Origin of the sequence: Flagellimonas rhodophyticola (assembly GCF_049332665.1) — a bacterium.
Classification (GTDB): Bacteria; Bacteroidota; Bacteroidia; order Flavobacteriales; family Flavobacteriaceae; genus Flagellimonas.
Map to the genome: position 1 here is coordinate 3,441,827 of NZ_CP186326.1, position 26,971 is coordinate 3,468,797.

The 26,971-nt window shown below is 38.8% G+C and carries 23 protein-coding genes; 13 read left to right on the forward strand and 10 right to left on the reverse strand.

Annotated elements, in window-relative coordinates:
• Window positions 1–117: 117 nt before the first annotated feature.
• Entirely contained in the window at window positions 118–1,788 is a 1,671-nt protein-coding gene (gene asnB, locus ACOKFG_RS15435; RefSeq protein ID WP_298791178.1) for an asparagine synthase B, read from the reverse strand.
• Between the two features lie 241 nt (window positions 1,789–2,029).
• Between asnB and ACOKFG_RS15440 the strand changes: the two genes are divergently transcribed.
• Window positions 2,030–2,560, forward strand: a complete 531-nt coding sequence (locus ACOKFG_RS15440) for a DUF2911 domain-containing protein (protein ID WP_299174638.1) — start codon at window positions 2,030–2,032, stop codon at window positions 2,558–2,560.
• 45 nt (window positions 2,561–2,605) lie between these two features.
• Here ACOKFG_RS15440 and ACOKFG_RS15445 read toward each other — a convergent pair whose 3' ends face one another.
• Window positions 2,606–4,228 carry an amidohydrolase gene (locus tag ACOKFG_RS15445; RefSeq protein WP_298791182.1) on the reverse strand — a complete coding sequence of 541 codons (1,623 nt, stop codon included), beginning with the start codon at window positions 4,226–4,228 and terminating at the stop codon, window positions 2,606–2,608.
• 52 nt (window positions 4,229–4,280) lie between these two features.
• Window positions 4,281–5,357: an OmpA family protein gene (locus ACOKFG_RS15450; protein WP_298791184.1), complete on the reverse strand. Its 1,077-nt coding sequence runs from the start codon at window positions 5,355–5,357 to the stop codon at window positions 4,281–4,283.
• Window positions 5,358–5,499: 142 nt separating this feature from the next.
• Here ACOKFG_RS15450 and ACOKFG_RS15455 point away from each other — a divergent pair, with 142 nt between their 5' ends.
• On the forward strand, window positions 5,500–5,823 hold the full coding sequence (locus ACOKFG_RS15455; protein WP_298791186.1) for a carboxypeptidase-like regulatory domain-containing protein: 324 nt from the start codon (window positions 5,500–5,502) through the stop codon (window positions 5,821–5,823).
• 32 nt (window positions 5,824–5,855) lie between these two features.
• Here ACOKFG_RS15455 and ACOKFG_RS15460 read toward each other — a convergent pair whose 3' ends face one another.
• The 3 genes from ACOKFG_RS15460 to ACOKFG_RS15470 all read right to left on the reverse strand — a co-directional run bounded on the left by ACOKFG_RS15460 (window position 5,856) and on the right by ACOKFG_RS15470 (window position 11,836).
• Window positions 5,856–6,947 carry an OmpA family protein gene (locus ACOKFG_RS15460; protein ID WP_298791187.1) on the reverse strand — a complete coding sequence of 364 codons (1,092 nt, stop codon included), beginning with the start codon at window positions 6,945–6,947 and terminating at the stop codon, window positions 5,856–5,858.
• Window positions 6,948–7,048: 101 nt separating this feature from the next.
• Window positions 7,049–8,800, reverse strand: coding sequence for a TonB-dependent receptor (locus ACOKFG_RS15465; RefSeq protein WP_422861564.1), 1,752 nt, complete (start codon window positions 8,798–8,800; stop codon window positions 7,049–7,051).
• Between the two features lie 15 nt (window positions 8,801–8,815).
• Window positions 8,816–11,836 carry a tetratricopeptide repeat protein gene (locus ACOKFG_RS15470; RefSeq protein WP_422861565.1) on the reverse strand — a complete coding sequence of 1,007 codons (3,021 nt, stop codon included), beginning with the start codon at window positions 11,834–11,836 and terminating at the stop codon, window positions 8,816–8,818.
• A 134-nt stretch (window positions 11,837–11,970) separates the two neighbouring features.
• Between ACOKFG_RS15470 and ACOKFG_RS15475 the strand changes: the two genes are divergently transcribed.
• The 4 genes from ACOKFG_RS15475 to ppgK all read left to right on the forward strand — a co-directional run bounded on the left by ACOKFG_RS15475 (window position 11,971) and on the right by ppgK (window position 14,458).
• Window positions 11,971–12,654 (forward strand): ATP-binding cassette domain-containing protein, encoded by a 684-nt coding sequence (locus tag ACOKFG_RS15475; protein WP_298791194.1) that lies wholly within the window; start codon window positions 11,971–11,973, stop codon window positions 12,652–12,654.
• Between the two features lie 2 nt (window positions 12,655–12,656).
• Window positions 12,657–13,160, forward strand: a complete 504-nt coding sequence (locus ACOKFG_RS15480; protein ID WP_422861566.1) for a hypothetical protein — start codon at window positions 12,657–12,659, stop codon at window positions 13,158–13,160.
• 14 nt (window positions 13,161–13,174) lie between these two features.
• The gene (locus tag ACOKFG_RS15485; protein WP_422861567.1) at window positions 13,175–13,606 is read left to right on the forward strand and encodes a hypothetical protein; all 432 of its coding nucleotides are present in this window, start codon (window positions 13,175–13,177) and stop codon (window positions 13,604–13,606) included.
• An 84-nt stretch (window positions 13,607–13,690) separates the two neighbouring features.
• Window positions 13,691–14,458, forward strand: coding sequence for a polyphosphate--glucose phosphotransferase (gene ppgK, locus ACOKFG_RS15490; RefSeq protein WP_422861568.1), 768 nt, complete (start codon window positions 13,691–13,693; stop codon window positions 14,456–14,458).
• Here ppgK and typA read toward each other — a convergent pair.
• Together typA and ACOKFG_RS15500 are read right to left on the reverse strand one after the other, a co-directional pair.
• Window positions 14,455–16,254, reverse strand: coding sequence for a translational GTPase TypA (typA, locus tag ACOKFG_RS15495; RefSeq protein WP_422861569.1), 1,800 nt, complete (start codon window positions 16,252–16,254; stop codon window positions 14,455–14,457). The two genes, ppgK and typA, sit on opposite strands and share 4 nt — an antisense overlap.
• Window positions 16,255–16,348: 94 nt before the next feature.
• Complete coding sequence (locus ACOKFG_RS15500; RefSeq protein WP_422861570.1) at window positions 16,349–18,748, reverse strand: TonB-dependent receptor domain-containing protein; 2,400 nt, start codon at window positions 18,746–18,748, stop codon at window positions 16,349–16,351.
• 183 nt (window positions 18,749–18,931) lie between these two features.
• On the opposite strand from ACOKFG_RS15500, the gene ACOKFG_RS15505 reads away from it, so the two are divergent.
• Window positions 18,932–19,990, forward strand: a complete 1,059-nt coding sequence (locus tag ACOKFG_RS15505; protein WP_422861571.1) for a sensor histidine kinase — start codon at window positions 18,932–18,934, stop codon at window positions 19,988–19,990.
• The gene (locus ACOKFG_RS15510) at window positions 19,987–20,709 is read left to right on the forward strand and encodes a LytR/AlgR family response regulator transcription factor (RefSeq protein WP_422861572.1); all 723 of its coding nucleotides are present in this window, start codon (window positions 19,987–19,989) and stop codon (window positions 20,707–20,709) included. The genes ACOKFG_RS15505 and ACOKFG_RS15510 overlap by 4 nt, the downstream gene beginning before the upstream one ends.
• A gap of 3 nt (window positions 20,710–20,712) precedes the next feature.
• On the opposite strand, the gene ACOKFG_RS15515 is transcribed toward ACOKFG_RS15510, so the two are convergent.
• Window positions 20,713–21,270, reverse strand: coding sequence for a DUF3575 domain-containing protein (locus ACOKFG_RS15515; protein WP_298791208.1), 558 nt, complete (start codon window positions 21,268–21,270; stop codon window positions 20,713–20,715).
• 71 nt (window positions 21,271–21,341) lie between these two features.
• Here ACOKFG_RS15515 and kdsA point away from each other — a divergent pair, with 71 nt between their 5' ends.
• Window positions 21,342–22,160: a 3-deoxy-8-phosphooctulonate synthase gene (gene kdsA / locus ACOKFG_RS15520; RefSeq protein ID WP_298791210.1), complete on the forward strand. Its 819-nt coding sequence runs from the start codon at window positions 21,342–21,344 to the stop codon at window positions 22,158–22,160.
• 28 nt (window positions 22,161–22,188) lie between these two features.
• Window positions 22,189–24,159 (forward strand): transglutaminase domain-containing protein, encoded by a 1,971-nt coding sequence (locus ACOKFG_RS15525; RefSeq protein ID WP_422861573.1) that lies wholly within the window; start codon window positions 22,189–22,191, stop codon window positions 24,157–24,159.
• Here the strand turns inward: ACOKFG_RS15525 and ACOKFG_RS15530 are convergent, their stop codons facing one another.
• A complete protein-coding gene (locus ACOKFG_RS15530) occupies window positions 24,160–24,528 on the reverse strand; it encodes a DUF1801 domain-containing protein (RefSeq protein WP_422861574.1) in 369 nt (122 codons plus the stop codon).
• Window positions 24,529–24,620: 92 nt separating this feature from the next.
• Between ACOKFG_RS15530 and ACOKFG_RS15535 the strand changes: the two genes are divergently transcribed.
• From ACOKFG_RS15535 to creD, 3 genes are read left to right on the forward strand one after another with little or no spacing between them, the layout of a single operon-like run.
• Window positions 24,621–25,226: a hypothetical protein gene (locus tag ACOKFG_RS15535; protein WP_298791216.1), complete on the forward strand. Its 606-nt coding sequence runs from the start codon at window positions 24,621–24,623 to the stop codon at window positions 25,224–25,226.
• 1 nt (window position 25,227) lies between these two features.
• Window positions 25,228–25,524, forward strand: coding sequence for a winged helix-turn-helix domain-containing protein (locus tag ACOKFG_RS15540; protein ID WP_298791218.1), 297 nt, complete (start codon window positions 25,228–25,230; stop codon window positions 25,522–25,524).
• A 50-nt stretch (window positions 25,525–25,574) separates the two neighbouring features.
• The gene (gene creD, locus ACOKFG_RS15545; RefSeq protein ID WP_298791220.1) at window positions 25,575–26,933 is read left to right on the forward strand and encodes a cell envelope integrity protein CreD; all 1,359 of its coding nucleotides are present in this window, start codon (window positions 25,575–25,577) and stop codon (window positions 26,931–26,933) included.
• Window positions 26,934–26,971: the final 38 nt, after the last annotated feature.

The following is a 26,971-nucleotide window of genomic DNA, read 5'->3' on the forward strand; positions in this document are numbered from 1 at the left end:
GTCAGAAAAAAGGGGTGTTTTCAATAGAAAAAGCCTCTTACCAAGAGGCTTTTCCGACTAACTCAAATAAAACAAAACTGCAAGTATTTCTACTGCATGCGGTATATAACGGTTTGGTTATTTCACATATGCATCTTCGTGAACATTGGCCACGGCCCGTCCTGAAGGATCATTCATATTTTTGAATGCTTCGTCCCACTCCAACGCAATTTTGGTGCTACAGGCCACTGAAGGCTCTTGTGGAACACTCAAGGCGGCGGCATCTGAAGGAAAATGACCTTCAAAAATGGAACGGTAATAATATTCTTCTTTTGATGTGGGTGTCTGAATTGGAAATTTGAAATGTGCGTTGGCCAATTGCTCATCGCTTACTTCGCTTTCTACCATTGATTTTAAGGTATCTATCCAACTATAGCCAACACCGTCTGAAAACTGCTCTTTTTGCCTCCATGCGACGCTTTCCGGCAAATAGTCCTCAAATGCTTTTCTCACCACCCATTTTTCCATACGTTCTCCATTGATCATCTTATCTTTTGGGTTGATGCGCATGGCAACATCCATAAATTCTTTATCCAAAAAAGGCACGCGTCCTTCAATTCCCCATGCTGCCAATGACTTGTTCGCTCTAAGGCAATCGTACATATGAAGTTTATCCAGTTTTCTCACGGTTTCTTCATGAAAATCTTTTGGACTTGGGGCCTTATGGAAATATAGATAGCCCCCGAACAGCTCATCGGCACCTTCACCAGATAATACCATTTTAATTCCCATGGATTTAATTACCCGTGCCATGAGGTACATTGGCGTGGAAGCACGAATGGTTGTGATATCGTAAGTTTCCAAGTTATAGATGACATCTTTGATGGCATCCAAACCTTCTTGGATGGTAAATTTTATCTCGTGATGAATGGTTCCGATGTGGTCAGCAACCTTTTGGGCCGCGGCCAAATCCGGAGATCCTTCCAACCCGACAGAGAACGAATGCAACTGGGGCCACCAGGCCTCTTTAGTGTCACCTGATTCAATTCGCATTTGAGAGTATTTTTTTGCTATTGCCGAGGTTACCGAAGAATCCAATCCTCCTGACAACAATACTCCGTATGGAACGTCGGACATCAATTGACGATGTACCGCAGCTTCCAAAGCATCTTTAATTTCTTGGATACTGGTAGCATTTTCCTTCACAGCCTCGTACTCCATCCAATCTCTTTTGTACCATCTTCTGAACTCACCCTCTGAACTCAATAGGTAATGCCCTGGAGGGAACAATTCAATTTTGGAACATGTTCCTTCCAAGGCTTTAAGTTCTGAAGCCACGTAAAAGGTTCCGTTCTTATCCCATCCAATATAGAGTGGGATGATTCCCATATGATCCCTAGCAATGAAATATTCATCTTTTTCACTATCATAAATAGCAAAGCCAAAAATTCCATTTAAATCATCAACAAAGTTGACGCCTTTCTCTTGATACAAAGCCAAAATAACTTCACAGTCGGATTGTGTTTTGAAGGGGTATTTCCCTTTAAATTGCTCTCGCAACTCCCTATGGTTATAGATTTCTCCGTTGGCTGCCAAAACAAGCTTTCCATCTTCACTGAACAAGGGTTGTTTTCCAGAAGCTGGATCAACAATAGCCAAACGCTCATGAGCCATAATGGCCTTATTATTTGAATATATTCCACTCCAATCCGGACCACGATGTCTTACTTTCTTAGACATTTCCAAAAGTTGAGGTCTCAACTTTTCTGCACTTTCCTTTATATCAAACGCGCATACAATTCCGCACATATCTTTATTTTTATAACAATTTCTATACAAATATGATTTTATAATTTCATTTATTAAATATATATGTCAAAAATGATTACGATATGAAATAATTTATTTGATAATAATGACATATTAAAATAAATATCAGATAATAGTGGAGATTATCAAACACATTGAAAGGTTTGTTAAATTTTAACGTCTTTTTATTAATAGAACAGTCAAATACATCCTAGTTTTGGGATCAACTAAAATCATCACAATGAAAAAAATATTCTTACTTACTTTTTTAACTATTGGCTTGGCCTTTTCAACAGAAGTATCTGCACAAAAATTTAGTGGATTGGACAAGAGTCCTGCTGATATTGCAACACATCCATCAAGTTATAGGGTTTCCGAAAAATCGGCTCGTGTAATCTATAGCAGACCTCAATTAAAGGGCAGAAGTTTATCGGAGCTTGCACCAGCAGGTAAAGTATGGAGAACTGGAGCTAACGAAGCTGCGGAAATTACGTTTTACAAGGATGCTACTGTTGGTGGAACATCTGTAAAAGCAGGTACTTACGCCCTTTTTACTATTCCAGGTGATAGCGAATGGACCGTAATATTAAATAGTAATTTGAATCAATGGGGAGCTTATTCTTATGATAGTGCCGCAGATGTTGCAAGAGTAACTGCTAAAGCTAGCACGGACGGAGAATCTTTAGAAGCTTTTTCCATGGCCTTCACTGACAACGGTGATTTGGTTATGGGATGGGGTACCACAAGAGCTTCGCTATCCATTTCTTTCTAAGGAAAAAAGCACAATTCATAAAAAGGGCCTGAAGGCCCTTTTTTTTTATTTTACTTGTTTGCCATCCACAAAAACTTGCTCTGCTTGGAGGTTTGGAATATCATGAACGGGAACAGTCATGATGTCGTCACTTAAAATGGTAAAATCCGCAAGTTTCCCTACCTCAATACTCCCCTTTTCATTTTCTTCAAAATTGGAATAGGCCGCCCAAATAGTCATTCCCTTAAGAGTTTCTTCACGAGAAAGTGCATCCTCCATTTGAAAGCCACCTTCAGGAAACTTTTCTAAATCCTGTCTGGCGACTGCCGCGTAAAAAGTCAAAAATGGGCTTACTCTCTCTACGGGGAAATCTGTTCCTAGAGCAACCAATCCGGCTTTGTCGAGCAAATTTTTAAATGCATAGGCTCCTTTTACACGTTCCGAGCCCAAACGATCTTCGGCCCAATACATATCACTTGTGGCGTGGGTTGGTTGAATGGAAGGGATAATTCCATTTTTGAAGTAATCAAAATCTTTTTCTGAAATCACCTGTGCATGTTCCACTTTCCAGCGTCTATCTGTTTCCCCTTCCAAGGCTTTTTGATAGGCCTTGAGCACAACGATATTGGCAGAATCTCCAATAGCATGGGTATTCATTTGATAAGCTGAGGCGGCAATACGCTCGGCCAGTGCTTCAATTTTGTCAACAGGTGTGACCATCGCTCCAAAATGACCATCTTTGTCCGAATATGGGGCTCTTAAAGCTGCCCCTCTAGATCCCAGAGCACCATCTCCATATACTTTTACCGATCGCACATTAAGTCTATTGGTCTTGATAATTCCTTTCTCCAAGAAATGATTTAAGTTCTCCTCAGTATTGCTAACCATTGCGTATACCCGAATGGCCAAATCGCCAGTTTGTTGTAAACTATCGATTAGTTCAATTGTAGACCTATGTAATCCTGCATCGTTAACCGTGGTCAATCCATATTCAAAACATAGTTTTTCCGCATCTTTTAAAGCCTTTATCTGAGTAGCTCTATTCGGTTTTGGAATGACCGCATCCACCATTCCCATAGGATTGTCAACAAGTACTCCTGTGATTTCACGATTTTCCTTGACTATCTCACCTCCTTGAACCTGGGTCTCTTTCGTAATTCCGGCTAAATCCAGTGCCTTTTGATTCACCAAATACGCATGACCGTCAACCCGTTCCAATGCAACTGCTACATCGGGAAAAAGCTGATCTAATTGTTCTTTTGTTGGAAATTCTTTGGTTTCCCAGTCGTTTTGGTCCCATCCCCTACCCAGAATAAATTCTGAGGTTTGTTTTGTCTGGAATTCCGTAACCCTGTTTAGCACTTCTTCAAAGCTTTGGGTTCCAACCAAATCCACTACCTGTTGATTTAATCCCAATCCGTAGAAGTGACAATGGGCATCGATAAGGCCAGGAACTATAGTTTTTCCTTCTGCATCTATTTGATTTTCAGCGTCAAATCCATCAATAATATCTTCTTTTCGTCCTACTGCAACGAACTTTCCGTCATTAACAACCAAAGCATTGGCTTTGGAAAAACTGCCATCTACTGTATAGATATTGGCATCATAGACAATTAAATCGACTTGTTCTTTAGATTGACAAGCCAAAAAGAGACCTACAAAAGAAAGGTAAAAAAGAAGCTTTTTCATTTTTTTGAGTTTTCTCAAAAATAGAAAAAGCCATGAAGAAAGTAAGGTTTATTTATTGGTTGTTTCCTATCATTACAAACTCAATGCGATCATCTTCGAAGTTCCCGGTCTTCTTTTTACCATTGCGAAGCGGTTTGGTATCACCAACGCCTTCCCAAACGATACGGTCATCAGAGATTCCAAGTTTTTTCAGGTGAAGCGCTACCGCCCTTGCTCGTAAGGATGATATGAATTTGCTATATTCTGGAGTATCTGTATCGGCGTGCCCGGTAATTTTCATCTGCACTTCTGCATTTTCCTTAAGGAACTTGAATATTTTAGTAATACTGGCCATTGCTTTGGCGTCCAATTCATAACCTTTTGGTTCGAACGGGTTGCGTTCCAGAACATAAATCTTATCCTGGTCATAGTTAATCCTAGGCAACTCTTCAAGGTTGAAATTGTCTACATAGTAATACGAGAAATCACTTGAAGTGGCGGGTTCTTCACTATTCAATAACTGAGTATTTGAATTGGACTTAAAATTGCCCAATATGATATGGCTTTCATAGCCTTTGGCATCGAATTCAGCTGTGAGCGTAACCCAACCTTCTGTTTCGGCCATGGAGTTATCGGCCTTTAACTGAACTTCATGAAATTGGATATTCTCCTGTAAATCTAATCTAGAGCTTGACAATACAGAACTATTGGGAACTTTGACCTTTCCACTAGTAAGTATTACAGACATACCTTTTAATGCCAGCTTTGAAGTCTCTGCAAGGCTAACCTGAAATGAAATTTTATACGGATGCTTTTCACGAAGCATCTTCGCTGTATTCAATTGAATATACTCTCGGTAGTTGTTCAATGCATAAAAGTAAAGGCCTGCATAACCAGAACCTTCTGTTGCTTTTTGCTCTCCTTTAAAATTGGCAGGAATACCAAAATCCTCTGAACCACATTCGTTATAGTAATCGCCAGAGCTGGATGTTGGAATTGAAACGTCTTCTAACAGAACATCTAAACCAACAATGTTGGAAGGACAAGAACTATAGTTCTCAAACCCTGCGTTTAAAATTAAGTTTTGAGCTGGTAGTGAATTGCACACCAATAAACTGAAGCTGAATAAAAATAAAATACGGAAACCCATCTTTAACTTTGTTTAATAGGTCCCCGTGCTTCTAAAACGCATGTTTTGAATTTATATTGCAGCTATTTCATCATGACCTGTAGATTGTTGTTCGATACTAAATTTGGATAAAAAGCGTTACTATAGTCCAAATCTTATTATAATGCGCATAGTAACCATTATGCTCATATTATCCTTTGTCCCCTATTTTGGTCATAGCCAAAATACCATTTCGGGGAAAATTGTCGATGAACTGGGACTTCCAGTTTACTTGGCTACAGTTGAAATTAATGATACTGAGGATATCGCCTATACAGATTTTGAAGGCTTCTTTTCGTTGAAGAGCGAAAAAGGATTTCATTGGAAAATAGAGATTAAATCCAAAGGATATAAAACAGAATCTTTCTTTGTTTTAAGTGGAGGTAGTACAGGAGATATTATTCTGGAGTACAACGCTGAAATGAGAAAGCTATTAGAAGGGCAATAGCCCTTCACTTCAACAAAAGAGTCTAATTCTTTTTACTCATCGTCTACAAATTCGGTCATCACGAATTCGACACGGCGATTTTTTCTTCGTGCCTTATCGGTTAACGTGCTGTCCAATGGAACCTTATCTCCGTAACCATCGGAAGTAATTCTATCCCTTTTCAGTCCAAGTCTGATGAGATAATTGGCTACATTTTTTGCTCGCTGTTTTGATAGCACATCATTATATTCCTCTGAACCGAGGTCGTCAGTATGCCCGCTAATGGCCACTTTTAATTTGGGATGTTTTTTCAAGTGTTCATAAACATCTTGAAGACTTTGTTTTGCTTTTGGTTGAAGTTCAAAACGATCAAAATCAAAATTTACATGATTCAATACATAATTCTGATTTGGTTTGTATTCCGGACCTAGATAAGTCAGCGTGATATCATCTATATAATAATATGAATACCCATCACTTTTAGTTTTTCCGTTTGCAAAACCGAGATAATGAGTGCCTCCGTTGCTTTTAAAATTGCCTAGAATCAGTGTTTTTTCAAATCCTCGGGCAACAAAATCCAGACCGAGCTGTATCCAATCTTGTTTTTCGTTTAAGAACCCATTAGCAGAAAATTGCTTGGCATGTGAAACTTTTATACTCTGGGAACTTAAAATGGCATTGGAAAGTTGCCTTTTCGTATGAACAGAAAGTTGTTTTTCCGAAAATACTGCACCAAAATCCATAACTGCGCCATCTGACTTTTCGGCCAGACTTAACACGAGACTCAAACGATATCTGTGACCTTTTTGAAGTGTTTCTGAAAGTTGTGTTTGAATGTACTCCCGATAATCTTTAGGGGCGAAAAGATAAAGTCCTGCATAGGCCTGTCCTTCATATGCCTCTTGTTTTCCCTTAAAGTTCATTGGAATTCCCAATTTGGTCTTACTGCAACGATTAAAGTAATCTGTTGTACCTAAGGTTGGAGCGTTCCAGAATTCGACATCACCATTGAGGTTGCTCATTTTTATGGGGCAATCGAGATAATCTTCAAAGCCACCATTTTGAACAAGGTTTTGTGCATCAGCTGGTTTAAAAACCAGTGCAACAAAAAGTGAGGTTGATATGTAGATGAATCGTAATCGCATGATTTCCAATCCAATTGGGACAGTCGTTCCAACCTAAAAAGCTGAATTGACATTCATACATAACGATTTTCCTAACGGTTTATTGCGTATTTACTTACAAATTAGAAATCAAACTTATATGCTACACCGGCAAGTGCCTGAAAGCCTTGTACCCTAAAATTGGCCCAACGCTGATAATCGTTGTTGGCAATATTGGATGCTTTTACGAAAATGGAAAGTTGATCATTAAAACGGTAACCCGCGTGGGCATTGGCGTCAAAGTAACTGTCCAAAGTAATGATTGTAGCCGGAAACTGAGGAGGTAACGTATTCTGAATGGCCTGAGCTACTAAATCATCACGTTCTCCAACGTAAAAAAGGTTGGCGCCTAAGTACCATTGTTCATTTATTTGGTAGTCCATGAATAGTGACCCCTTTATGGAAGGTAAGTTCCAAGCTGGATTGTCTGTCTCGGTATCATAATCATAGAATTCTGCGTTGATGCCCAAAGTAAAGTTTCGATTGACATCAATATTGAGTTCTCCAAAAATGCCCAAGGTTTTTACGTCATCATAAAAAACTTGGAAAGAGTTGCCATAGTTATACCCTTTTTCATCCATTCTGAACAGGTTCTGCGGATTTAGGAAGAATAAGGGTTTCCTATTCTCAGCAGCATAAGATCCTTTGATATTGTAGCCGACGTTGGAGAACAGTTGGCCCTTTAGTCCCAAATACCCCTCATATTGTTGGTCTGTAGGTTGAATATCCAAAGTTGGAGATACGTAAGGATTGTCATCGACAAAATCGTGATACGAATTTTGTTTGAGTTCACCCTCTATTCCACCATAGGCTATCACATTTTCATCCAATAAGCGATAGGAAGCAGTCACAGCTGGGTATATGTAGAAGTTACTGTCACTATTTTCCATATCTAGGCCATAAACAAGATTAGCACCCAGATTAAGTGTAAGGTCGTCGCGCAATATTAAAAGACTTGGATTTACACCAACTTGGAACTGACTGTAGTTGATTTCCCCAGTATTTATTTCGTTATTTAGTGAAGCATTTGCAAAGTTGCCCCCTACATAATCCAATTTTGTATTGATGGTCACTAGCTCTTCTGTAATGGGAAGTTCGATGGTCGGAGCGATTACAACCCGATTTTCTCCGGAGTCGGTGGCATCCCAGAATCTACGCAATAAAATATTTCCCTTTTTAAAAAATGAATCCTCTAAACTCAAGTGTGCTTTAGCTTCAGCATTGAAATAATTCTGTTGCTCATCAATGCCTGCGATAGTGACATCATCAAAAGCTCCGTTTTCAATTCCATACCAATTGTACAACTGATGTTGCAGCTCCACACTGGCACCCCAATCCATATAACGATCCTTTTTGGCGTAAGAAGCGCTAAGCTTGGTATTATAGAAATCGGCATCCAAAGGTGTTGTTTCTATAGCACCCCGCGATGAGTGATGACTCAATCCAAAATCGAGCAAACTTTCACCTCTTCTAAACTCCCTGCTTGTATATAAATCGACCAATGCGTTGTTATAATTTCCGAGGCCAATGGAAGCCGAGGAGTTATACAAGGTCGGGGGTGGAGTTTTCTTTACTCGCGAAGCCTTCCCTTTTGCTGGGGTAAACGTGGAGGCTACCGGTACCGAGAAAATGCTATAATCCACTTTCTTTTTTTGGAGTACTATTGAATCGTTCAAGGTCGGGGTAGATTTAATCTTAAAAGCATCTGAAACGGTGGGGGAATACGGTTTTACAACAGTAACCGTTTCAGTGCCTATATCGTCGGTTTCCTGAGCTGAACCAACTCCCCAAAGGCTCAAAAAAAGTATTGAAAATATATAATTGATCTTGTGCATGCTGCGTCTCGTTTTTTAATTGCCGTTAGGGTCTACTGATGAATTGCTCTGTGCTTCCCTAGATTTAATGATGGAAAGTTCTCCACGAGCTTCCGCTACGATTTCATCAAACTCTGAAAAATTGGAAATCACACTTTCCAAGATGTAGGATGCCTGAAAAGCATCTCCCAAGGCATAGAAATTCTTGGCCATAATAATCAGTCCCTTACCGCCCCATTCTTTATAGCCTGAATAATCCTTAGCTAATTTTTGAACCGCTACGTTCGAAGCTTCAAAATCCTGGTCCTGGTTTTTAAAATAAGCATCATAGTACCAGGCTTCGGCCGCAAGTTCTCCCGTGGCTATTTTTTTCACTTCCCTATAGGCTGTTTTTGCCAAACCTTCATCGTTTGTTGCAATAGCTGAACGTGCAATCATGACTTGCGCATCACTCTTGATTCGGTTATCAATTTTTGGAGCTTTCAACACTTTTTCGGCATAAGCGATAGTCTGCCTGTAATTGTCCTGACCATAATAGCCTTTCATTAGATTGGATTGGGCGAAAGTTCTATTCTGTGAAATCTCAGCAATGCCTTCCAATCTTTCCAAATAAGGAATTGCACTTTGATAGTCTTGTCTGCCTACATAAATTTCACAAACACGGGTTAAAGCCTGTTCACCATACTCTCCTCCACTATCAGCAACAGTCCTGAACTTTTCAAGTGCTTTATCTTTTTGATTTTTCCCAAAGTAGATTTGAGCCAAATTGAAATTGACTTCGAGGGCATGTACGCCATTAGGGAACTGTTTTAAATAATCCTCGTATCCACGAATCGCGGCATCAGTTTTTCCTTCGAGATGTTTTCGGTCCGCAGCTTCAAAGCTGGCATTCTCCAGTTCTGAATCGGTGACTTCCACAAAATCTAGATTTCTCGCCCAAGCAGCATACTCACTCACTCTGCCCTCATCTACATATACCAATTTGGCAGTGGCTACGGCCTGTTTGGCTTCTTGAGTATTCGGATATTTATTGACAACCTCCTTTAAACGTGTCAAAGCTTGACCATTTCGATTGGCATTGTAGTGCACCAATCCTTGTCTTAGCATCGCCCGGGGAGCAAACTTACTTCTTCCAAATTGCTCGATAAGCCTATCATAAGTTTGTAATCCCAAACTTTCATTATCTGCTTTGATATAAGAATTGCCTAATTCGAAAAGGGCATCATCTCGGAGTGATGATTTGGGGTATCGAGAAAGAAATTGGTTCAATCCATCAATTTTGACAGATTGTCTTCCTAAAAACCCATCACAAAGCACCTTTTGAAACGCTGCATAGTCCCTTTCAGGGCCGTTCATTTTAGAAGATTCGTTATATGCACTCTTGGCCAAGCTGTATTTGCTGGAAACAAAGTAGCCATCCCCTAATCTAACATAACTATCATTCAATCTTTCTTTGTCCTCCGGATTGGAGTCGATTACTTTTTTAAAGTGTTTAGAGGCATTGGAATAATCCTTCAGCTTAAAATAACAGTACCCCAAATTGTAATCTAAGTTTTGATAAACAGGTAAGTTTTTGGCAGATGGATTCCGTTGAAACGTTCCAAAATCCACCAAAGCTTCTTCAAAACGGTTCAAACGATATGCCGATTCTGCCTTCCAATATAGTGCACGGGCCTCAAAAGATGGATTTTCTGCACTTTTCAACGATTTGGAAAAGCGTTCTAAAGCGGGTTCATATTCGCCTTCTATAAAAAGTTCAACTCCCCTGTAAAAGGCTACTTTTTGATATGTTTCTTTGCTTGCATAGCCCTTGTTTTTTTCCAAAAGCTCCATCGCACCTTCAAAGTTCCTTGAAGTAATATAAGAATCGACCAACAGTTCTTGTATTTCTTGTTGATGCTCATCCTTTGGATATTTTTCCAAGTATGTGGCCATTACCTGAGGAACGGGTTCGTAGGCGTTTCCGATTTCATAACTCAAACGAGCGTAGTTGAGAAGGGCATCTTTTTGAATCTCCGTGCTGAAATTCATTTGTGATGCATTTCGAAAAGCATTCAACGCTTCCGATTTTTTATCCAATTTCAAATAGCATTCGGCCAAATGATAATAGGCATTTTGGGAAACACTGTTTGTTCCCCCAATTATTTTATTGAAATATTGTATGGCCCCTTCATAGTCGCCTTGTTTGTAGTGGCTATAACCGGTAAGATAGTAATCTGTATTACTTAATCGTCCCCTTTTTCCTCTGTATTTTTTCAGATATGGTATAGCCTCATTATACTGTTCAAGGTTGAAATAACTTTCGCCAATGATCTTGTTTAATTCAGAAACTTCCTTCCTATCCGATTTGGGGAGTTGTTTTTTAGCCATCGCAATGGCCTCTTCAAAATTTCCCAATTTAAAATTCAGATCCGCCTGATAATAGGATAGTTTCTCATTTAATAATTCAGGATCAGTGATTTGGTCAAAACGAGCGCTTGCTTCGTCATAATCATCTTGTTCGTAGGCAATGTATCCTAAATAATATTTGGCCTGAGAACCATATTTTTGGGAATTGCTTACCCTACTTAGATATCGTTCGGCCTCTTTAGGTCTTTTGGAAGCATAGAGCGCATAACCGTTGTTAAAATCAAAACGCTCTTTATCGTTGTGAGACATGGCGGATTGATCAACTTTTTTATACCACTTTAGGGAGTAGGGATACTTCCCCGTTTCAAAATAATAATCCGCAACATCCAAAAAAGCGGAGTTTCGTTTTGTGGAAGTCGGATAGCGTTCCACAAATTCTTCCATCATCTTATCCGCTCCCCTTTGATTTAAACGAATGGCGGCATTGGCAGCATAATATGCGCTATTGGCCTCTGTTTCATAATCTCCGGTAGATGTTCTTACCTTTTCAAAAATGGTCTGAGCGGCTTGGTACTGCTGATTATTGTACAATGCCAAAGCATCTTGGAATTCTTTGTTTTCGTGGGAATAAATCTTGGTTTCCTGCGCTTTACAGATGTAAAGGGTTCCCAATAACATTGGGAAAAAAAGGAGGTTTTTTCGACTCATAGTGTTCTACGCTGTTCTCGATTGACTGTTACCATAACGTCAAATTTTAGGCCAAAGTATATTTTAAGGATTTTCAAAAGGTATCGAAGCTTATATTTTAGAACTTAGTAACTTTATTTTTTCAAATCGATATCATGTCCGAAACCATATTAAAATTAGAAGATGTTGCCGTTTTTCAAAAAGAGAACCTCATTTTAAAGGACATCTCCCTGGAAGTCAAGAAAGGTGAATTTGTTTATGTCATCGGAAAGACCGGCAGTGGAAAGAGTAGTTTTATGAAGACGCTGTATGCCGATATTCCATTACGCCAAGGCACTGGCAGTATTGTTGATTTTGATTTGAAAAATCTGCAGGAAAAGGAAATTCCCTTTTTACGTAGAAAGTTGGGAATCGTTTTTCAAGATTTTAAGTTGCTGCCTGACCGTAATGTGAACAACAATCTCCGATTTGTCCTGAAGGCCACTGGTTGGACCGACCTCGGAAAAATGGACACAAAAATTGAAGAGGTTCTGGATAAAGTGGGCATGAAGACCAAAGGTTTTAAGTATCCTCATGAACTTTCTGGTGGAGAACAACAACGAATCGCCATAGCGCGTGCCCTATTAAACGACCCTGAGTTGATCTTGGCTGATGAACCTACAGGAAATCTTGACCCACAAACCAGCGTAGAAGTGATGAAAGTGCTTCAAGATATCAATCAAAATGGGCGGACCATTATTATGGCCACCCATGACTACGCATTGATTTTAAAATATCCCCACAAAACCCTAAAATGCGACGGAAGTAAAGTTTTTGAAGTTATCCAAAAAGCGATATAATCATGAAACTTAACTCATTAATTACACCACGGACTGAAAATCTTGGAGTACAAATAAGCCTTCATGACTTTAAAAAAATCATGAATAATGGACAGAAAAAGTTTCACTTTAAATGGTTAACTGAAAATAGCTTTGCGATAAGTTTAAATTTTTCATTTGGAACCAATATATTATTTGACATTAACTATCCAGGTACCAAAAGTGATATTATATTTTATGGAAGCTTGTTCGAAAAGGAAGAATCTAAAACGGAAATAGTCCTAAAAACAAAAAGCAAGGCCTTTCTAATCGCTCTATTGATAATTTTACCCTTGTTAGTCATAATTTTTCAGATCCTTATAAAAATGGACTTTCCAATTTTCCTAGTTACATTTCTCCTATTCCCATTGTTGATTTTGGGAGTTTTGAGTTTTATTAAGAGTGAGGAAAATAGATTGCTAGGGATGTTTAAAAAAAATTTAAACAATGAATTAAATTCGTTAGTAAATAAAACCTTATCAGGTTAAAGTTCAGCAAAAGAATGATTTTAAAAAGACAAGATTGCGGCAAGGAAAAGAAAACAAACCCTATTATTGGGATATTTCTGTTTATTGTCTCCATTATTTTAATGGTAGTAACGGGGCCTCTAGGTTTTGTCTTTGGAATTTTCCATCAACTTTTCACTAAAGGTTTCAAGGGAGTTGGCGAGTTTGCGCTGAAAATGGCAGTTTCTGTAGATCAGTTAGGAAACGTTATTATGCAGCACCTGTTCAACCTGCTTTGGGTTAAAAAGGGCGGATATCTTTTTGGCAACAGGGATGAAACCATTTCAAGCGCCTTGGGAAAGAACAAACAATTGGACACGCTAACATCCTTTGGTAAATTGATTGACAAGATTCTCGACACGATTGACCCCAATCACACATTGAATTCTATAGACTATTTTGTACAACCTTCTCAGGAGAATGGTTAAAAACTATTGGATATCGAATATTTATACATTTTTTGACCGCCAAAAGTTTTTTGTTTCTTTGCCAAAATTAAATTTTCCCAGTTTATGGAAATTCTCGGTATAGATATCGGCGGATCTGGCATTAAAGGTGCTTTGGTCAATGCCGAAACCGGAGAGATGTTGACAGAACGACATCGGATACCCACCCCTAGTTCAAGAAAGCCAGACGAAATGGCTTCGGTAGTAAAGCAAATTGTTGATTATTTTAATTATGATGGCCTAGTAGGCTGTGGTTTCCCAACAATTGTAAAAAATGGGGTCTGTCAATCAGCAGGTAATCTTCATCCCAGCTGGGTAGATGTGAACATTGATGAACTTTTTACGGAAGTGACGGGTCGTGAATTCACTGTATTGAACGATGCTGATGCAGCTGGCTACGCCTCAATGAACTATGGTGTCGGAAAAGGAAAACAGGGATTGGTCATTATGATTACCATCGGAACAGGACTTGGAAGTGGAGCTTTCTACAATGGGATTTTATTACCCAATTTTGAATTAGGTCAGATTCCCTATAAAAAATACAGCAAAATAGAACAATGGGCAGCTGCTTCGGCCAAAGAAAGAGAGAACCTATCCTATGAAAAATGGGGTAAACGTTTCAACAAGTTCCTAAAATATGTAGAACTCATCATCTCACCAGATCTGATCATTGTAGGTGGTGGCACTTCCAAAAAATGGAAAGAGTTCAGCAATCTGATCACAATTGATACCGAGGTGGTAAAAGCAGAACTTATGAACAACGCCGGAATAATAGGGCCTGCAGTTGCTTGCTTACGTGAACAACACCACGGCCATTTGGCCAAAAAAAGTTAGTCGATCTTATTTCGCTTTCTGTCTACTTCCTTAAGGAAGATTTTTCGAAGTCTTAGATGACTTGGAGTGACCTCAACGTACTCATCCTTCTGAATGTATTCCAAAGCTTCTTCCAATGAAAATTTGATGGCCGGAACAATTTTGGCCTTATCATCTGCTCCAGAGGATCGCACATTGGATAATTTTTTGGTTTTCGTAACATTCACTGTCATGTCATCTCCACGGGAGTTCTCACCAATCACCTGTCCCTCATAAATATCTTCTCCTGGATCAATGAAGAATTTACCACGTTCCTGAAGTTTATCTATCGAGTATGGAATTGCAGTTCCTTTTTCCATAGAAACCAGAGAACCGTTTATACGTTGGGCAATATCTCCTTTTAGAGGTTGATATTCCAAAAATCGGTGTGCCATAATCGCTTCACCGGCAGTAGCAGTCAGCAATTGGTTACGTAAACCGATAATTCCTCTTGAAGGGATAATAAATTCACATAACATTCGAGACCCCTTTGCCTCCATGCTGGTCATCTCACCTTTTCTAATGGAAACCATCTCTACTGCTTTTCCAGAAACTTCCTCGGGTAAATCGATGGTCAAATACTCAACAGGCTCACATTTTACCCCATCAACTTCTTTAATGATTACCTGAGGTTGTCCTATTTGAAGTTCGTATCCTTCCCTTCTCATGGTTTCAATCAACACGGAAAGATGCAGAACTCCTCGTCCGAATACCATAAACTTGTCGGCACTATCAGTTTCATTAACACGAAGAGCCAAATTTTTCTCCAATTCCTTTTCCAAACGCTCTTTGATATGCCTAGAGGTAACAAACTTTCCGTCTTTCCCAAAGAACGGACTGTCGTTAATGGTAAAAAGCATGCTCATCGTAGGTTCGTCGATAGCGATAGTCTTCAATTTTTCAGGATTTTCAAAATCAGCAACCGTATCTCCAATTTCGAAACCTTCCACTCCGATTATTGCACAAATATCACCGGCGACAACTTCTTGCACCTTCTTACGTCCCAGACCATCAAAGGTGAAAAGTTCTTTCACTTTTGATTTTACAATGCTTCCATCCCTTTTTACCAAGGAAATTTGCTGTCCTTCCTTAAGAGTTCCTCGTTGTAACCTTCCAATAGCAATTCGACCTGTAAAAGAAGAGAAATCCAAGGAGGTAATGAGCATTTGGGTTGACCCTTGCTCGGGTTTAAACACCGGAACATGATCAATTACCATATCCAAAAGTGGTTCGATATTATCGGTTGGTTTTTGCCAATCCTCACTCATCCAATTCTGCTTGGCAGAACCATAAACAGTTGGAAAATCAAGTTGCCATTCCTCTGCTCCCAATTCGAACATCAAATCGAAAACTTTTTCATGTACTTCTTCAGGAGTACAGTTCTCTTTATCCACTTTATTGATGACCACACAAGGTTTTAGTCCCAAATCAATTGCTTTTTGCAAAACAAATCGGGTTTGAGGCATAGGACCTTCGAAAGCATCCACCAATAACAACACCCCATCGGCCATATTCAGCACTCGCTCTACTTCACCACCAAAATCAGCGTGACCAGGTGTATCAATAATGTTGATTTTAGTATCCTTATAGACCACAGAGACGTTTTTGGAAACAATGGTAATTCCGCGTTCCCTCTCCAGGTCATTATTGTCCAAAATAAGGTCTCCCTTGTTCTCATTGTCCCGGAACAAACGGCAATGGTACATGATCTTATCCACCAAAGTAGTTTTACCGTGGTCTACGTGGGCAATGATTGCAATATTCTTAATCTTGGACATAACCTGATTTTTAAGCCCGCAAAGATACTGCGATTTCTTTACTTGAGCACACTGCTAAAGTTATTTTTATCTTATTGATTGTTAAGCAATTCCGTTAACTCCCGATACGCTTGTTCTCGTCCTCCAGTCCAGTTTTTCTTTTTCTTGCCTTTTTTATTTCATTTCGTCCAAAATTATAGGAGAAGCTGAATGCAACTTGCCTTGAATCACTTCCTCCGGTACCATTTATAAAAAGGTCGCCGAACTGGGTAGTACCCCTCCAAGGCACCGTGTAGAGTAAATCATTGAAAGACAATCTGCCTGTGACTTTATCATCAAAGAACTTTTTCTGAAATGCTAGATTCAAAGACCCCAGTGATTTGGTTTGGTAGGTTCCACCCCATATGGAAGGGGAATTGTACCATCCGGAGATTTCCATTTTAAAATCCTTGGATATCGTAAAGGTATTTTGGGCATAAAAACTCAGGGTTTCTTGTTTTACCGGTAAAAACTCGGCACTTGTAGCTTCATAATCGCTGATGTAGGCATTCAAGCTGAAGTATAGGTTCCACCATTCACTTATTTTTTTGGGATATGAAACACCAAGGTTTACCACTTCTTGATTAGCCACATTCAAAGTGGTCAAAAAATTCGTGCTTTCTCCCTCTGCAACGGTAACTCTAGCAAAAAAATCCGAGATATAGGTATAGCTCAAAGAGGTAGTTAATCTGTAATTAAAAGTATGCGAAAGCTTCACATTGTCTGTGTACTGGGGTTGTAAAAAGGGATTTCCTTTGCTGAAAGACAGTTCGTTCAATTTGTACTCAAAAGGATTCAACGATTGATAATTGGGCCTTTGAATTCGTTTGCTGTAGGTAAGTGCAAATTGATTTTTCCGGTTTAATTGGTACGTAAGCCCTCCCGATGGAAAGAAATCTGTATAGTTTCGTTCCACCCTTTCGTTAGAGTTTTCTTGACTACTCTCCAGTTTACCATCAGATATTGTATTCTCTACCCGCAGGCCCATTTGCAAATTCCATTTGCCCCATTTTCTATTGTAATTAAAATATCCGGCATTAATATTCTCAGAATATTCAAACTGATTACTTTGATCTGTATCCAAAATGTTTTGGCCATTAATCTGATTGAAGAAATCAAATGTATTGTCCGTGTTCACGTAAGAGAACTTAAATCCGATACCCAATTTCCCTTTTAAGAAATTCTGCTCGTAGTCTGTTTTAATGGTGGCAATATTGATGTCGATTGGTGTTTCCTGCAATGTTATGCGTTGATTTAAAACCTGGGATTCGTCCCCATTGAAATACACATTGGGTTGAAAAGCATTACGATCACTATTATATTTACCATAATCCAAATCAACAATTACGCTGTAACCCAAGGTGTCCGCATAACGATAATTGAGGTTTGCATTGATGTTATAGGAAGTGTTATCCGTTTGGTTCAATGCAACCAAAATGCTATCAACTTGAATCACATTTGCTGGTCTTATAGGCGTTTTGGTATCGTTAGTGCCAAAGCCATTGTTGAAATTTCCGTTGAAAATACCTCCGATGGTGTTCTTGGAGTCTATATAATAATCATACCCCAATTTTAAGTTATTACTGTTTCTATCATAAATACTACTTGTTCTGGAATCGAATTGTGTATTCGATTGTGTTCGAAGTAAGTTCAAGAAACCTGTACTTTTTCCAAATCGGTTGCTATAGGTGCCATATAGATTACCTTTTTCACCTCGATTATTAAAATTTAAACTGGAATTATATCTGGCAAAGTCACCATTGGTCAAACCAGAGGTATACGTTCCATTAGTCCCCAAACTTTTGTCCTTTTTTAATTTGATATTAATTATTCCTGCATTGCCGGCTGCATCATATTTTGAAGATGGTTGGGTGATAATTTCAACAGCTTCAATGTCGGTGGCCTGAAGACTCTCAAGATAATTGGTCAAATCTTCGCCTTGTAAAACAGAGAGTTTTCCATCGATAAAAATTTGAACCCCCGTTTTCCCTTCAACAATGATTCCTCCATTGTTATCAACAACTACACCTGGCGCTTTTCGTAACAGTTCAAAAGCGCTGGTTCCAGTAGCGTTTATAGTATTTTCTACATTAAATACCGTTTTGTCCGCCAAGACCTGAACCATAGGTTTCTCGGCAACCACAGTTACTTCCTCAAGGTTTTCTGTGGACTCTGTCAATATAATTTGACCTAATTCAAGAGGGCCACCCTTATAATCCAGTTTTCTTTCCGTATCAGCATACCCAATGCTTGACACTTTAAATTGGTACTCACTTGGACTTATTCCTTTAAGCTCAAATTCTCCATCTTCACTGCTAATCGTAGCTTTAATCAATGAACCATCCAAAACCGAATTAAGGGTTATGGCGGCATAGGGAATTGGAGTTCCATTGTCCGACTGGACCGTACCCTTAATATTTTGACTCATTGCTAAAGTGGTTGAGAACAATATCACTATTGAAACAAAAATTTTCATGTCATTCATTTTTATTGATTACTCAAAAATTTCACTTTGGTTACAGATATAAAAGGAGTATTCGGCGAGCAGGCCCATAGGCAGTTAAACTGTCCGGACCATCCAACGTGCTATGGGTCAATTCGTCGGAATTGCTTTTTAACGAAATGTGTTTTGTTAGTATCTTCCAAAAAAGATTGAAAAATGGACAAAAAAGTTGTTTGGGGGATTTCCGTAAAGGAAATTTTGATGGTCCTAGGATTGTATGCCATCTCCGCTTTTTTTTATCACCTTACCGTTTGGTTGAGCATTCCACATAAAGCAGGAGTGGATTCTACTTTACTGAGTTTAAAGGCTTTTATAGATGGAGGGGGACTTCAGTATAGCATACTTTTGGTGTTCACTATACCCATCTGGTGGTTGATTTTCATAAGACTAAAACATCTCAGCTTATGGAAAAGACTGCTTTTGCACGCTCTTTTTCTTCCCATTTTCATCTATACTGCTCGAATTTTATATTATTATATCTGTGAGGCTTTGGGATGGTTTCACCTTCAGGAGACGGCTCAAATATGGGATTTATATATACCCGCTTTATTTTACTTGATTCAATTCGGCATTTATCATACGTACGAGCATTATAAGGAGAACCAAAAAAAATTAAAGCTAGAAGGCGAATTAAAACAAGCCGCCCTCAAAAGTGAATTGGCAGCTATTAAAGCACAATTGAATCCGCATTTTCTTTATAATGTTTTTAATACCATCAACGCTTCTGTTCCTGCCAAACAAGAAAAAACGCGACAGATGATCGCTACACTGTCAGATTTATTCAGATATCAATTAAAAGCGTCCAAAAAAGAATTGGTCACCTTGGAAGAAGAGCTCGATTTTGTAAAGAAGTACCTGAAATTGGAAAAAGCTCGTTTTGAAGAACGATTGAATATCGAAATTAACGTACCGACCGAATTGCTTAAAGAAGAAATTCCTCCGATGTTATTACAGCCATTGGTCGAAAACTCGGTAAAACATGGAATTTCCAACACTTTAAAAGGAGGTACTATAACCATATCCATTTTTAAGGATGGAGAAAAATTAAAGTTTGAGATTGCAGACACAGGAATCGGAGTAAAAGACAAAGAAAGTATTTTTGAAAAAGGCGTTGGGTTGACCAATACACGCTTGCGCTTGTTGAAAATGTACGAATCACATATGGAAGTTTTGGACAACACCCCGCAAGGCTTAAAAATACGATTTGCCCTATGAAGAAAGTACTGATAGCCGATGATGAAAAAGCTGGCAGGACACTTATCAAGGAATATCTGGAAGATTATCCCGATTTAGTTTTGATTGCCGAGGTGAACAACGGAGTGGATGCTATTACCGAGATTAATCGGTTTAAACCAGATTATGTTTTTTTGGACATTCAAATGCCAGGTAAGACTGGTTTTGAAGTACTCAGTCATTTAGAAGAGATTCCAAAGATTATTTTTTCCACGGCCTATGATGAATATGCACTTAAAGCATTTGAAGTACATGCCGTGGATTATTTACTGAAACCTTATACCAAGGAGCGGTTTAAAATCGCCGTGAAACGATTGGATGTCGAAAACGACAAACTCGGCGCTTTAGCACAGAGTATTTTTATGGAAGAGACCTCCTACCCTAACCGTGTATTGGTCCATTTCAATAAAAAGCTAATCACCATCAAATGTGAAGATATCATTTGGATAGAAGCTTACGGAGACTACTCTAAAATACATACTTTGGATCAAGTGTACTTAAGTAATTTTGGCATCTCTGATCTAGAACAAAAACTAAATCCAAAAATGTTCTTACGTGTGCATAGATCCTCTATGATTAATTTGGACAGGGTAAGGGAACTGAACAAATATGGTAAGAGCTATGATGTTACCATGGAAAATGATGATGTGGTCCGGGTAAGTCGCGGATATATGGATACGATTAAAAAAATCATGCTGTAAAAACTAGCGCCCCACACACCAACGTTTTTCGCTAATAATCCACCCAATACTCAAATTCACAACCGGATAAATGCCGCCCTTAAACGGCCCAACATAATATCCAGCTCCCGCGTCAATAGAAAAACTTAACCCCGAATTGTAGCTTCGTTGCACGCCATAGACCAATCCGCCATAACCATGTATTCCATCTACTCTGGTATTTTCAACAATACGTTCATCAGGAGAAAAAACAGCAACAGTAGGTGCGATGTAATTTCCAGAATTACCATAGATAGACCTACCCCTTCTATCCCTACTCGTTAAATTATGATAATAGCGGTTTTGTACCGTTATTGCCGGGAAAAAGTCATAATTCTCTAAAGGTTGAGCGCTAGCTGGCTCCAAGGCAAACTGCCAAGCAACCCTGAAATCCAGTGTACTGTTCACACCAAGGCCCATTTCATATTCAAGCCCAGGATTGATCAAATTAATTTTTAGCTGTCTTACCTCACAATTTCTTCCAAACTGCGATGATGCCAGTGTGCTCCAAAAAACAAATACAAAAAGTAAAATTCGATGCATTGTAGGTTAATTTGGTACTATTAGAACATATACTTTTTAAAAAAAGTATTTTTGTTCAAAATATCTGTTAGATGCAATTAGACGCAATTCCGAGGTTAAAACATACAAATGGAGATAATTTTTTCTTGTTGGCAGGCCCCTGTGCCATTGAAGGCGAAGAAATGGCACTAAAAATTGCCGAAAAGGTGGTTTCCATTACGGACAAATTGCAAATTCCCTACGTATTCAAAGGGAGTTTTAAAAAAGCGAATCGAAGTAGAATTGATTCGTTTACAGGAATTGGTGATGAAAAGGCACTAAAAATTCTCAGAAAAGTTTCCGAAACCTTTGATGTGCCCACGGTTACCGATATTCATGAGATTTCTGATGCAACCAAAGCTGCGGAATATGTTGACGTACTCCAAATACCAGCTTTTTTGGTACGCCAGACGGATTTGGTAGTAGCTGCTGCCGAAACAGGCAAGGTGGTGAACTTGAAAAAAGGGCAGTTCATGAGTCCTGAAAGCATGCAACATGCCGTAAAAAAGGTAACCGATTCCGGGAATGAACAAGCTTGGATTACAGATCGTGGAACCATGTTCGGATATCAAGATATGGTTGTTGATTTTAGAGGCGTTCCAACCATGAAGCAGTATGCTCCAGTTGTATTGGATGTAACCCACTCGCTACAGCAGCCCAATCAATCCTCAGGGGTAACCGGTGGAAGACCGGCCTTGATTGGAACAATGGCCCGCGCTGGGATAGCCGCAGGTGTGGATGGTCTTTTTATGGAAACTCATTTTGATCCAAAAAACGCCAAAAGTGATGGTGCCAATATGTTAGACTTAAGTCTATTGGAAAAGCTGTTGACCGATTTGGTTGCTATTCGTAAAGTCATCAACCAATTGTAAAACAGCATCACGGCAATTATTCGCGTATATGAAAAAGATATTTTGTCTTGTTTCCATTCTTTTATTTAATCTCCCAAGTTTTTCTCAACAGCATGAAAGCGAATTTGGAAGCGTTACCCAATCTGATATTGATTTTAAACTATATCAAAAGGATACCACGGCGAAGGCCATAGTCCTTCATGAGATTGGAGATTTTAAATTCGAGCTTATTGGCAATCATGTTTATCTCATCAAGGAGTACCTTGTAAAAATCAAGATTTTATCTGACAAAGGCTTTGAGCATGCTAATATTGATATTCCATATTTCCATACCGATGAGCGAACCGAAAAGGTTTACGATATCCGAGGTATAACGCATAATGGCAAACAAAAAACAGGGCTGACCCAGGACAATATCTTCACAGTTGACAATGGTGAGAATTGGTCATTAAAACGCTTTACTTTGCCAAATATCAAAGAAGGTTCAATTATTCAATACACCTACAAGGTAAAGTCTCCTTTCTTCTTCAATCTCGATGGATGGGATTTTCAATCCACTATTCCAAAGCTATACAGTGAATTCAATGCGAAAATCCCTGGCAACTATTTCTATAATCGAACTTTGATAGGTGGTATAAAACTAGATGTGGAGGAGACCAGCATAAAGAAAGAATGTTTTTATGTAGGCGGTCGTTATGGCTCTGCAGATTGTGAAGTGATAAAATATGCCATGAAAGATATTCCAGCCTTTAGTGAGGAAGAGGAATATATGCTCGCCACTTCAAACTATATGGCTCGCCTGGATTTTGAACTGGCCGTATTTCATGGCTTTGACGGCTCCAAAAAAGAATACACAAAAACCTGGAAAGATGTTGATACTGAATTTAAAAAGGACAGAGATATTGGGAGACAGTTGACCAAGAATCACTTTTCTGAAAAAAACATTCCCCAGCAGTTGCTAAGTGAGGGTGATCAACTTACCCGAGCAAAAAATATTTATCAATTTGTAAAGGATCACTTCACTTGGAATGGTAAGTACGGAATTTATAAAGACACCAGGGTAAAAGAGGCTTTCAACACAAAAAAAGGTGATGTTGGTGAAATTAACATCTCATTGATCAATTTTCTAAAAGCGGCTGGCATCAAGGTCAACCTAATGTTGTTGGCGACCAGAAACCGAAAGCTTCCAAAAAGGGTCCAACCCGTTATCAATGACTTTAATTACGTAATTGCCAAGGCCGAAATAGATGGAAAAGTATACCTCCTTGATGCCACAAATAAGTCAAATCCATTTGGAATGTTGCCGTTCCGGTGTCTCAACCATTATGGCCGTGTAATGGATTTTAAAGAAGCTAGTTATTGGTATGAAATTCAACCAGAAAAACGAAATCGGGTGTCTTTTTGGGGAACCGCCAACGTGGATCCATTGTCTGGAGAAATCAACGGAAAAATACGGGAGATCAATCAAGGTTATAAAGCGGTTTCCAAATATGAGACCTTAGCATCCATGTCCGAAGAAGAATATCTGGATAGTTTTGAAAGGTCTTTGTCCGGATTGTACATCGATGAATATACGTTTGAAGAAAAGCTGAGTGACGATAAAAAAACCACGCAGACCTACGATTTTTCTATAGAAACTGACCATTCAACCGGAAGCTTATACTTGAACCCGGTTTTTATTCAGTTTTTTAAAACCAACCCTTTCTTGAGTGAAACGCGGAACTTTCCTGTAGATTTTGGCTATCCTAGGCAATATGAATATAATATGAGCTTTTTTATTCCGGAAAGCCATGAAATAAAGGAGCGTCCCAAAGATCAAACGATTGCACTTCCAGAAAATTCGGGGATCATACAATTTGCAAGCTCCGCATCGGGGCAGAAACTGGTAGTTCGATATACGCTGCAGTTAAAAAGCACTCACTTTCAGCCTGAATTCTATTTAAACCTCAAGAAGTTCTTTGAAATTGCTGTGGACATTGAACGCAACTCCCTTATCAAAATCGGCCCTAAAGAGAACTAGTCAATCTTTCCAAAACCCTTTGTGGTTAACGCTTTGGGCATCTAGAACGACCTCCATCAGAACTTCGGCATCAATTTCTTCCAAAGTTGTATATCGCAATGATTTCATCACTTTTCTTCCGTCGGTCACCATTTTATCTAAGTGGACCGTTAAATGGGCAGCGCTCCAGAATCCAACATCCACGTAGGGTTTCTTTTTAGGAACATTTAAATAGCAGAATGGCTTTCCCTCCAGATAATAGAAGGGAATTCGATACTTATACTTCAATTCGAGCTGGGGAATCGTTGTTTCAACAAGTACTTGAAGTTGCAACAAAATGCTTTTAAAAGGTTCTTCTTGATTTAGAATGTACTCTTCAGCTGGGTTCATATTCCAAAAATAATGGGTCAAGTCATAATTTTATGTAAAAATATTTTTTCAATAGAAAATAATTTTAACTTTGAATTTCAAAGTACTTTAAAATGGAATCAAAGAAATATCTGGAAGACATCACCGAAATCAAAGATTTAATGAGCCGCTCGTCACGATTCATATCGCTGAGCGGACTTTCTGGAATCCTTGCCGGCATCTACGCCATAACAGGGGCCATCATAACTTACATATTCCTCTTACCCACCAATGATTATGTAGTACTGCATAGCTGGAATTTTAGAATGATTATTGGTGTATTGATCGCTGTTGCGGTTTTGAGTTTTGTCACAGCCTACTTGTTGACTACCAGAAAAGCCAAACAGAACAATGAAAAGATATGGGATGACACTACGAAAAGATTATTGATTAATTTTCTGATTCCTTTGGTCACCGGAGGTATCTATATCCTAATAAAATTAAACAGCCAACACTACGGATTGACAGGTTCGTTGATGCTTATTTTTTATGGCTTGGCACTGGTAAATGCCTCAAAATATACGATTGGTAATGTGAGATACCTGGGATATGTGGAAATCGTTCTTGGACTAATTTGTGCAGCTTTTCCTGGATACGGATTCTGGTTTTGGATCATAGGTTTTGGTGTATTGCATATCATTTACGGTAGTTTGATCTACTTTAAAGAGCAAAAGGCGTAACATGGGGCTGATAGATAACATCAACAAGCTTTTTGACCACCGAATTCGTTTGGGTATCATGACGATTCTCATGGTCAACGAGGAGGTCGATTTTAATCGATTAAAAGAATTGCTCGATGTTACCGATGGCAACCTAGCAAGCCACACCAAGACCTTGGAAAAAGCGGAATACATCAAAATTGAAAAGTCGTTTATCGGTAAAAAACCGAATACCCGTTACTCTGCAACCAAGTTGGGTAAATTATCCTTCAAAAAACATATTGAAGCGCTGGAACATATCATTAAAAATCAAACATAAATTTTTTTATTAATTCACTTTGAAATTCAAAGTACTTTAAATATTGAAAAATGACATCTAAAAAACAAAAAATTGGAAACTGGTTTAAAAACTCAATCTCTGCTAAAATGCTAACCGTAGGATTCTTGATTCTTATCCTCCTGATTCCTTTAGGATTTGTAAAAGATCTAATACGGGAAAGAGGGTTTAGACAAACTGAGGTAATTGATGAAATCAACACAAAATGGGGAAACCAAGTAATCCTGAACGGTCCCATTTTAAAAGTTCCGTACAACGTCTATGTCGAGGAAAAGGTATTTGATGAAAAAACAAAGACGTTTCTAACTACTCAAAAACCAGAAAGACATCATGCATATTTTTTTCCGTGGGAGCTAGACATTAAGTCCCAGGTAAAGACTAAACCTTTGGAACGTGGCATCTATGAATCCGTAGTTTTCTCCTCAGAAAACCAAATCACAGGAACATTCACCAAACTTAATTTCTCGGTAAAAGAAATAAAGGAAGAGGACATTCTTTGGGACAAAGCCACATTGCTTGTCAAGACCAGTAATCTTAAAGGAATTCGGAATACCGTAAAAGTCACCCTTGGAGAAAACGAATATGACCTAAAGCCTAAATTCGACAATGCCTATATGAACACCCTTGAATCAGGGTATCTCAAAAATGTTCAGGAAATTCAAAAACAACCACTTGCCTTTGAATCCAAAATCGCTATAAACGGTAGCAGCACTTTACAGTTTATTCCTATTGGAAAGGAAACTACGGTGGCCATGAAATCCAACTGGCACTCTCCTAGTTTTAACGGCAACTTTTTACCTGACACTGAAGGCAAAAAGATTTCCAGTAATGGATTTGAAGCCAAATGGAAAGTCTTGGAAACCAACAGGAGGTTTGGACAGTACTTTTTTGACAGCCTTCCCAATCTTTCCGATTTTTCCTTTGGAACAGAATTTCTTGTTCCCATAGATGATTATCAAAAAACCGAACGCACCAGCAAATATGGGTTGATGATCATTGGGCTCACCCTTTTGGTGTTCTTGTTAATTCAAATAAGCAGTAAAATTGCGATTCATCCTTTCCAATATTTAATGATTGGGTTGGCCTTGGTAATGTTCTATACACTTTTGATTTCCATTTCTGAACATCAAAACTATTTGAACGCCTATCTGATTTCGGGAGTTGCGGTGGTCTCCTTGATCACGATATATTCAAGGTCTATTCTAAAGAATCTAAAATTCACCTTCTTGATACTTGGGTCAATGTTCAGTCTGTACGCATTCATCTTTGTAATTATTCAATTGGAAGATTATGCCTTGTTGGTCGGCAGCGTAGGATTGTTTGTCATACTAAGCATCATCATGTTTACTTCTCGTCGGATTGACTGGGACGGCACCGAACAACCTGCTTAATTTCTTCTTGCGCCACTTCCATGATTCATGGAGTGGCG

Coding starts and splice junctions, on each gene's coding strand:
- asnB (WP_298791178.1), bottom strand. CDS start 1,788: ATGTGCGGAATTGTATGCGCGTTTGATATAAAGGAAAGTGCAGAAAAG.
- ACOKFG_RS15465 (WP_422861564.1), bottom strand. CDS start 8,800: ATGCACAAGATCAATTATATATTTTCAATACTTTTTTTGAGCCTTTGG.
- ACOKFG_RS15475 (WP_298791194.1), top strand. CDS start 11,971: ATGTCCGAAACCATATTAAAATTAGAAGATGTTGCCGTTTTTCAAAAA.
- ACOKFG_RS15440 (WP_299174638.1), top strand. CDS start 2,030: ATGAAAAAAATATTCTTACTTACTTTTTTAACTATTGGCTTGGCCTTT.
- ACOKFG_RS15445 (WP_298791182.1), bottom strand. CDS start 4,228: ATGAAAAAGCTTCTTTTTTACCTTTCTTTTGTAGGTCTCTTTTTGGCT.
- ACOKFG_RS15500 (WP_422861570.1), bottom strand. CDS start 18,748: ATGAAAATTTTTGTTTCAATAGTGATATTGTTCTCAACCACTTTAGCA.
- ACOKFG_RS15485 (WP_422861567.1), top strand. CDS start 13,175: ATGATTTTAAAAAGACAAGATTGCGGCAAGGAAAAGAAAACAAACCCT.
- ACOKFG_RS15540 (WP_298791218.1), top strand. CDS start 25,228: ATGGGGCTGATAGATAACATCAACAAGCTTTTTGACCACCGAATTCGT.
- creD (WP_298791220.1), top strand. CDS start 25,575: ATGACATCTAAAAAACAAAAAATTGGAAACTGGTTTAAAAACTCAATC.
- ACOKFG_RS15480 (WP_422861566.1), top strand. CDS start 12,657: ATGAAACTTAACTCATTAATTACACCACGGACTGAAAATCTTGGAGTA.
- kdsA (WP_298791210.1), top strand. CDS start 21,342: ATGCAATTAGACGCAATTCCGAGGTTAAAACATACAAATGGAGATAAT.
- ACOKFG_RS15535 (WP_298791216.1), top strand. CDS start 24,621: ATGGAATCAAAGAAATATCTGGAAGACATCACCGAAATCAAAGATTTA.
- ACOKFG_RS15530 (WP_422861574.1), bottom strand. CDS start 24,528: ATGAACCCAGCTGAAGAGTACATTCTAAATCAAGAAGAACCTTTTAAA.
- ACOKFG_RS15450 (WP_298791184.1), bottom strand. CDS start 5,357: ATGGGTTTCCGTATTTTATTTTTATTCAGCTTCAGTTTATTGGTGTGC.
- ACOKFG_RS15460 (WP_298791187.1), bottom strand. CDS start 6,947: ATGCGATTACGATTCATCTACATATCAACCTCACTTTTTGTTGCACTG.
- ACOKFG_RS15515 (WP_298791208.1), bottom strand. CDS start 21,270: ATGCATCGAATTTTACTTTTTGTATTTGTTTTTTGGAGCACACTGGCA.
- typA (WP_422861569.1), bottom strand. CDS start 16,254: ATGTCCAAGATTAAGAATATTGCAATCATTGCCCACGTAGACCACGGT.
- ACOKFG_RS15510 (WP_422861572.1), top strand. CDS start 19,987: ATGAAGAAAGTACTGATAGCCGATGATGAAAAAGCTGGCAGGACACTT.
- ACOKFG_RS15455 (WP_298791186.1), top strand. CDS start 5,500: ATGCGCATAGTAACCATTATGCTCATATTATCCTTTGTCCCCTATTTT.
- ACOKFG_RS15470 (WP_422861565.1), bottom strand. CDS start 11,836: ATGAGTCGAAAAAACCTCCTTTTTTTCCCAATGTTATTGGGAACCCTT.
- ACOKFG_RS15505 (WP_422861571.1), top strand. CDS start 18,932: ATGGACAAAAAAGTTGTTTGGGGGATTTCCGTAAAGGAAATTTTGATG.
- ACOKFG_RS15525 (WP_422861573.1), top strand. CDS start 22,189: ATGAAAAAGATATTTTGTCTTGTTTCCATTCTTTTATTTAATCTCCCA.
- ppgK (WP_422861568.1), top strand. CDS start 13,691: ATGGAAATTCTCGGTATAGATATCGGCGGATCTGGCATTAAAGGTGCT.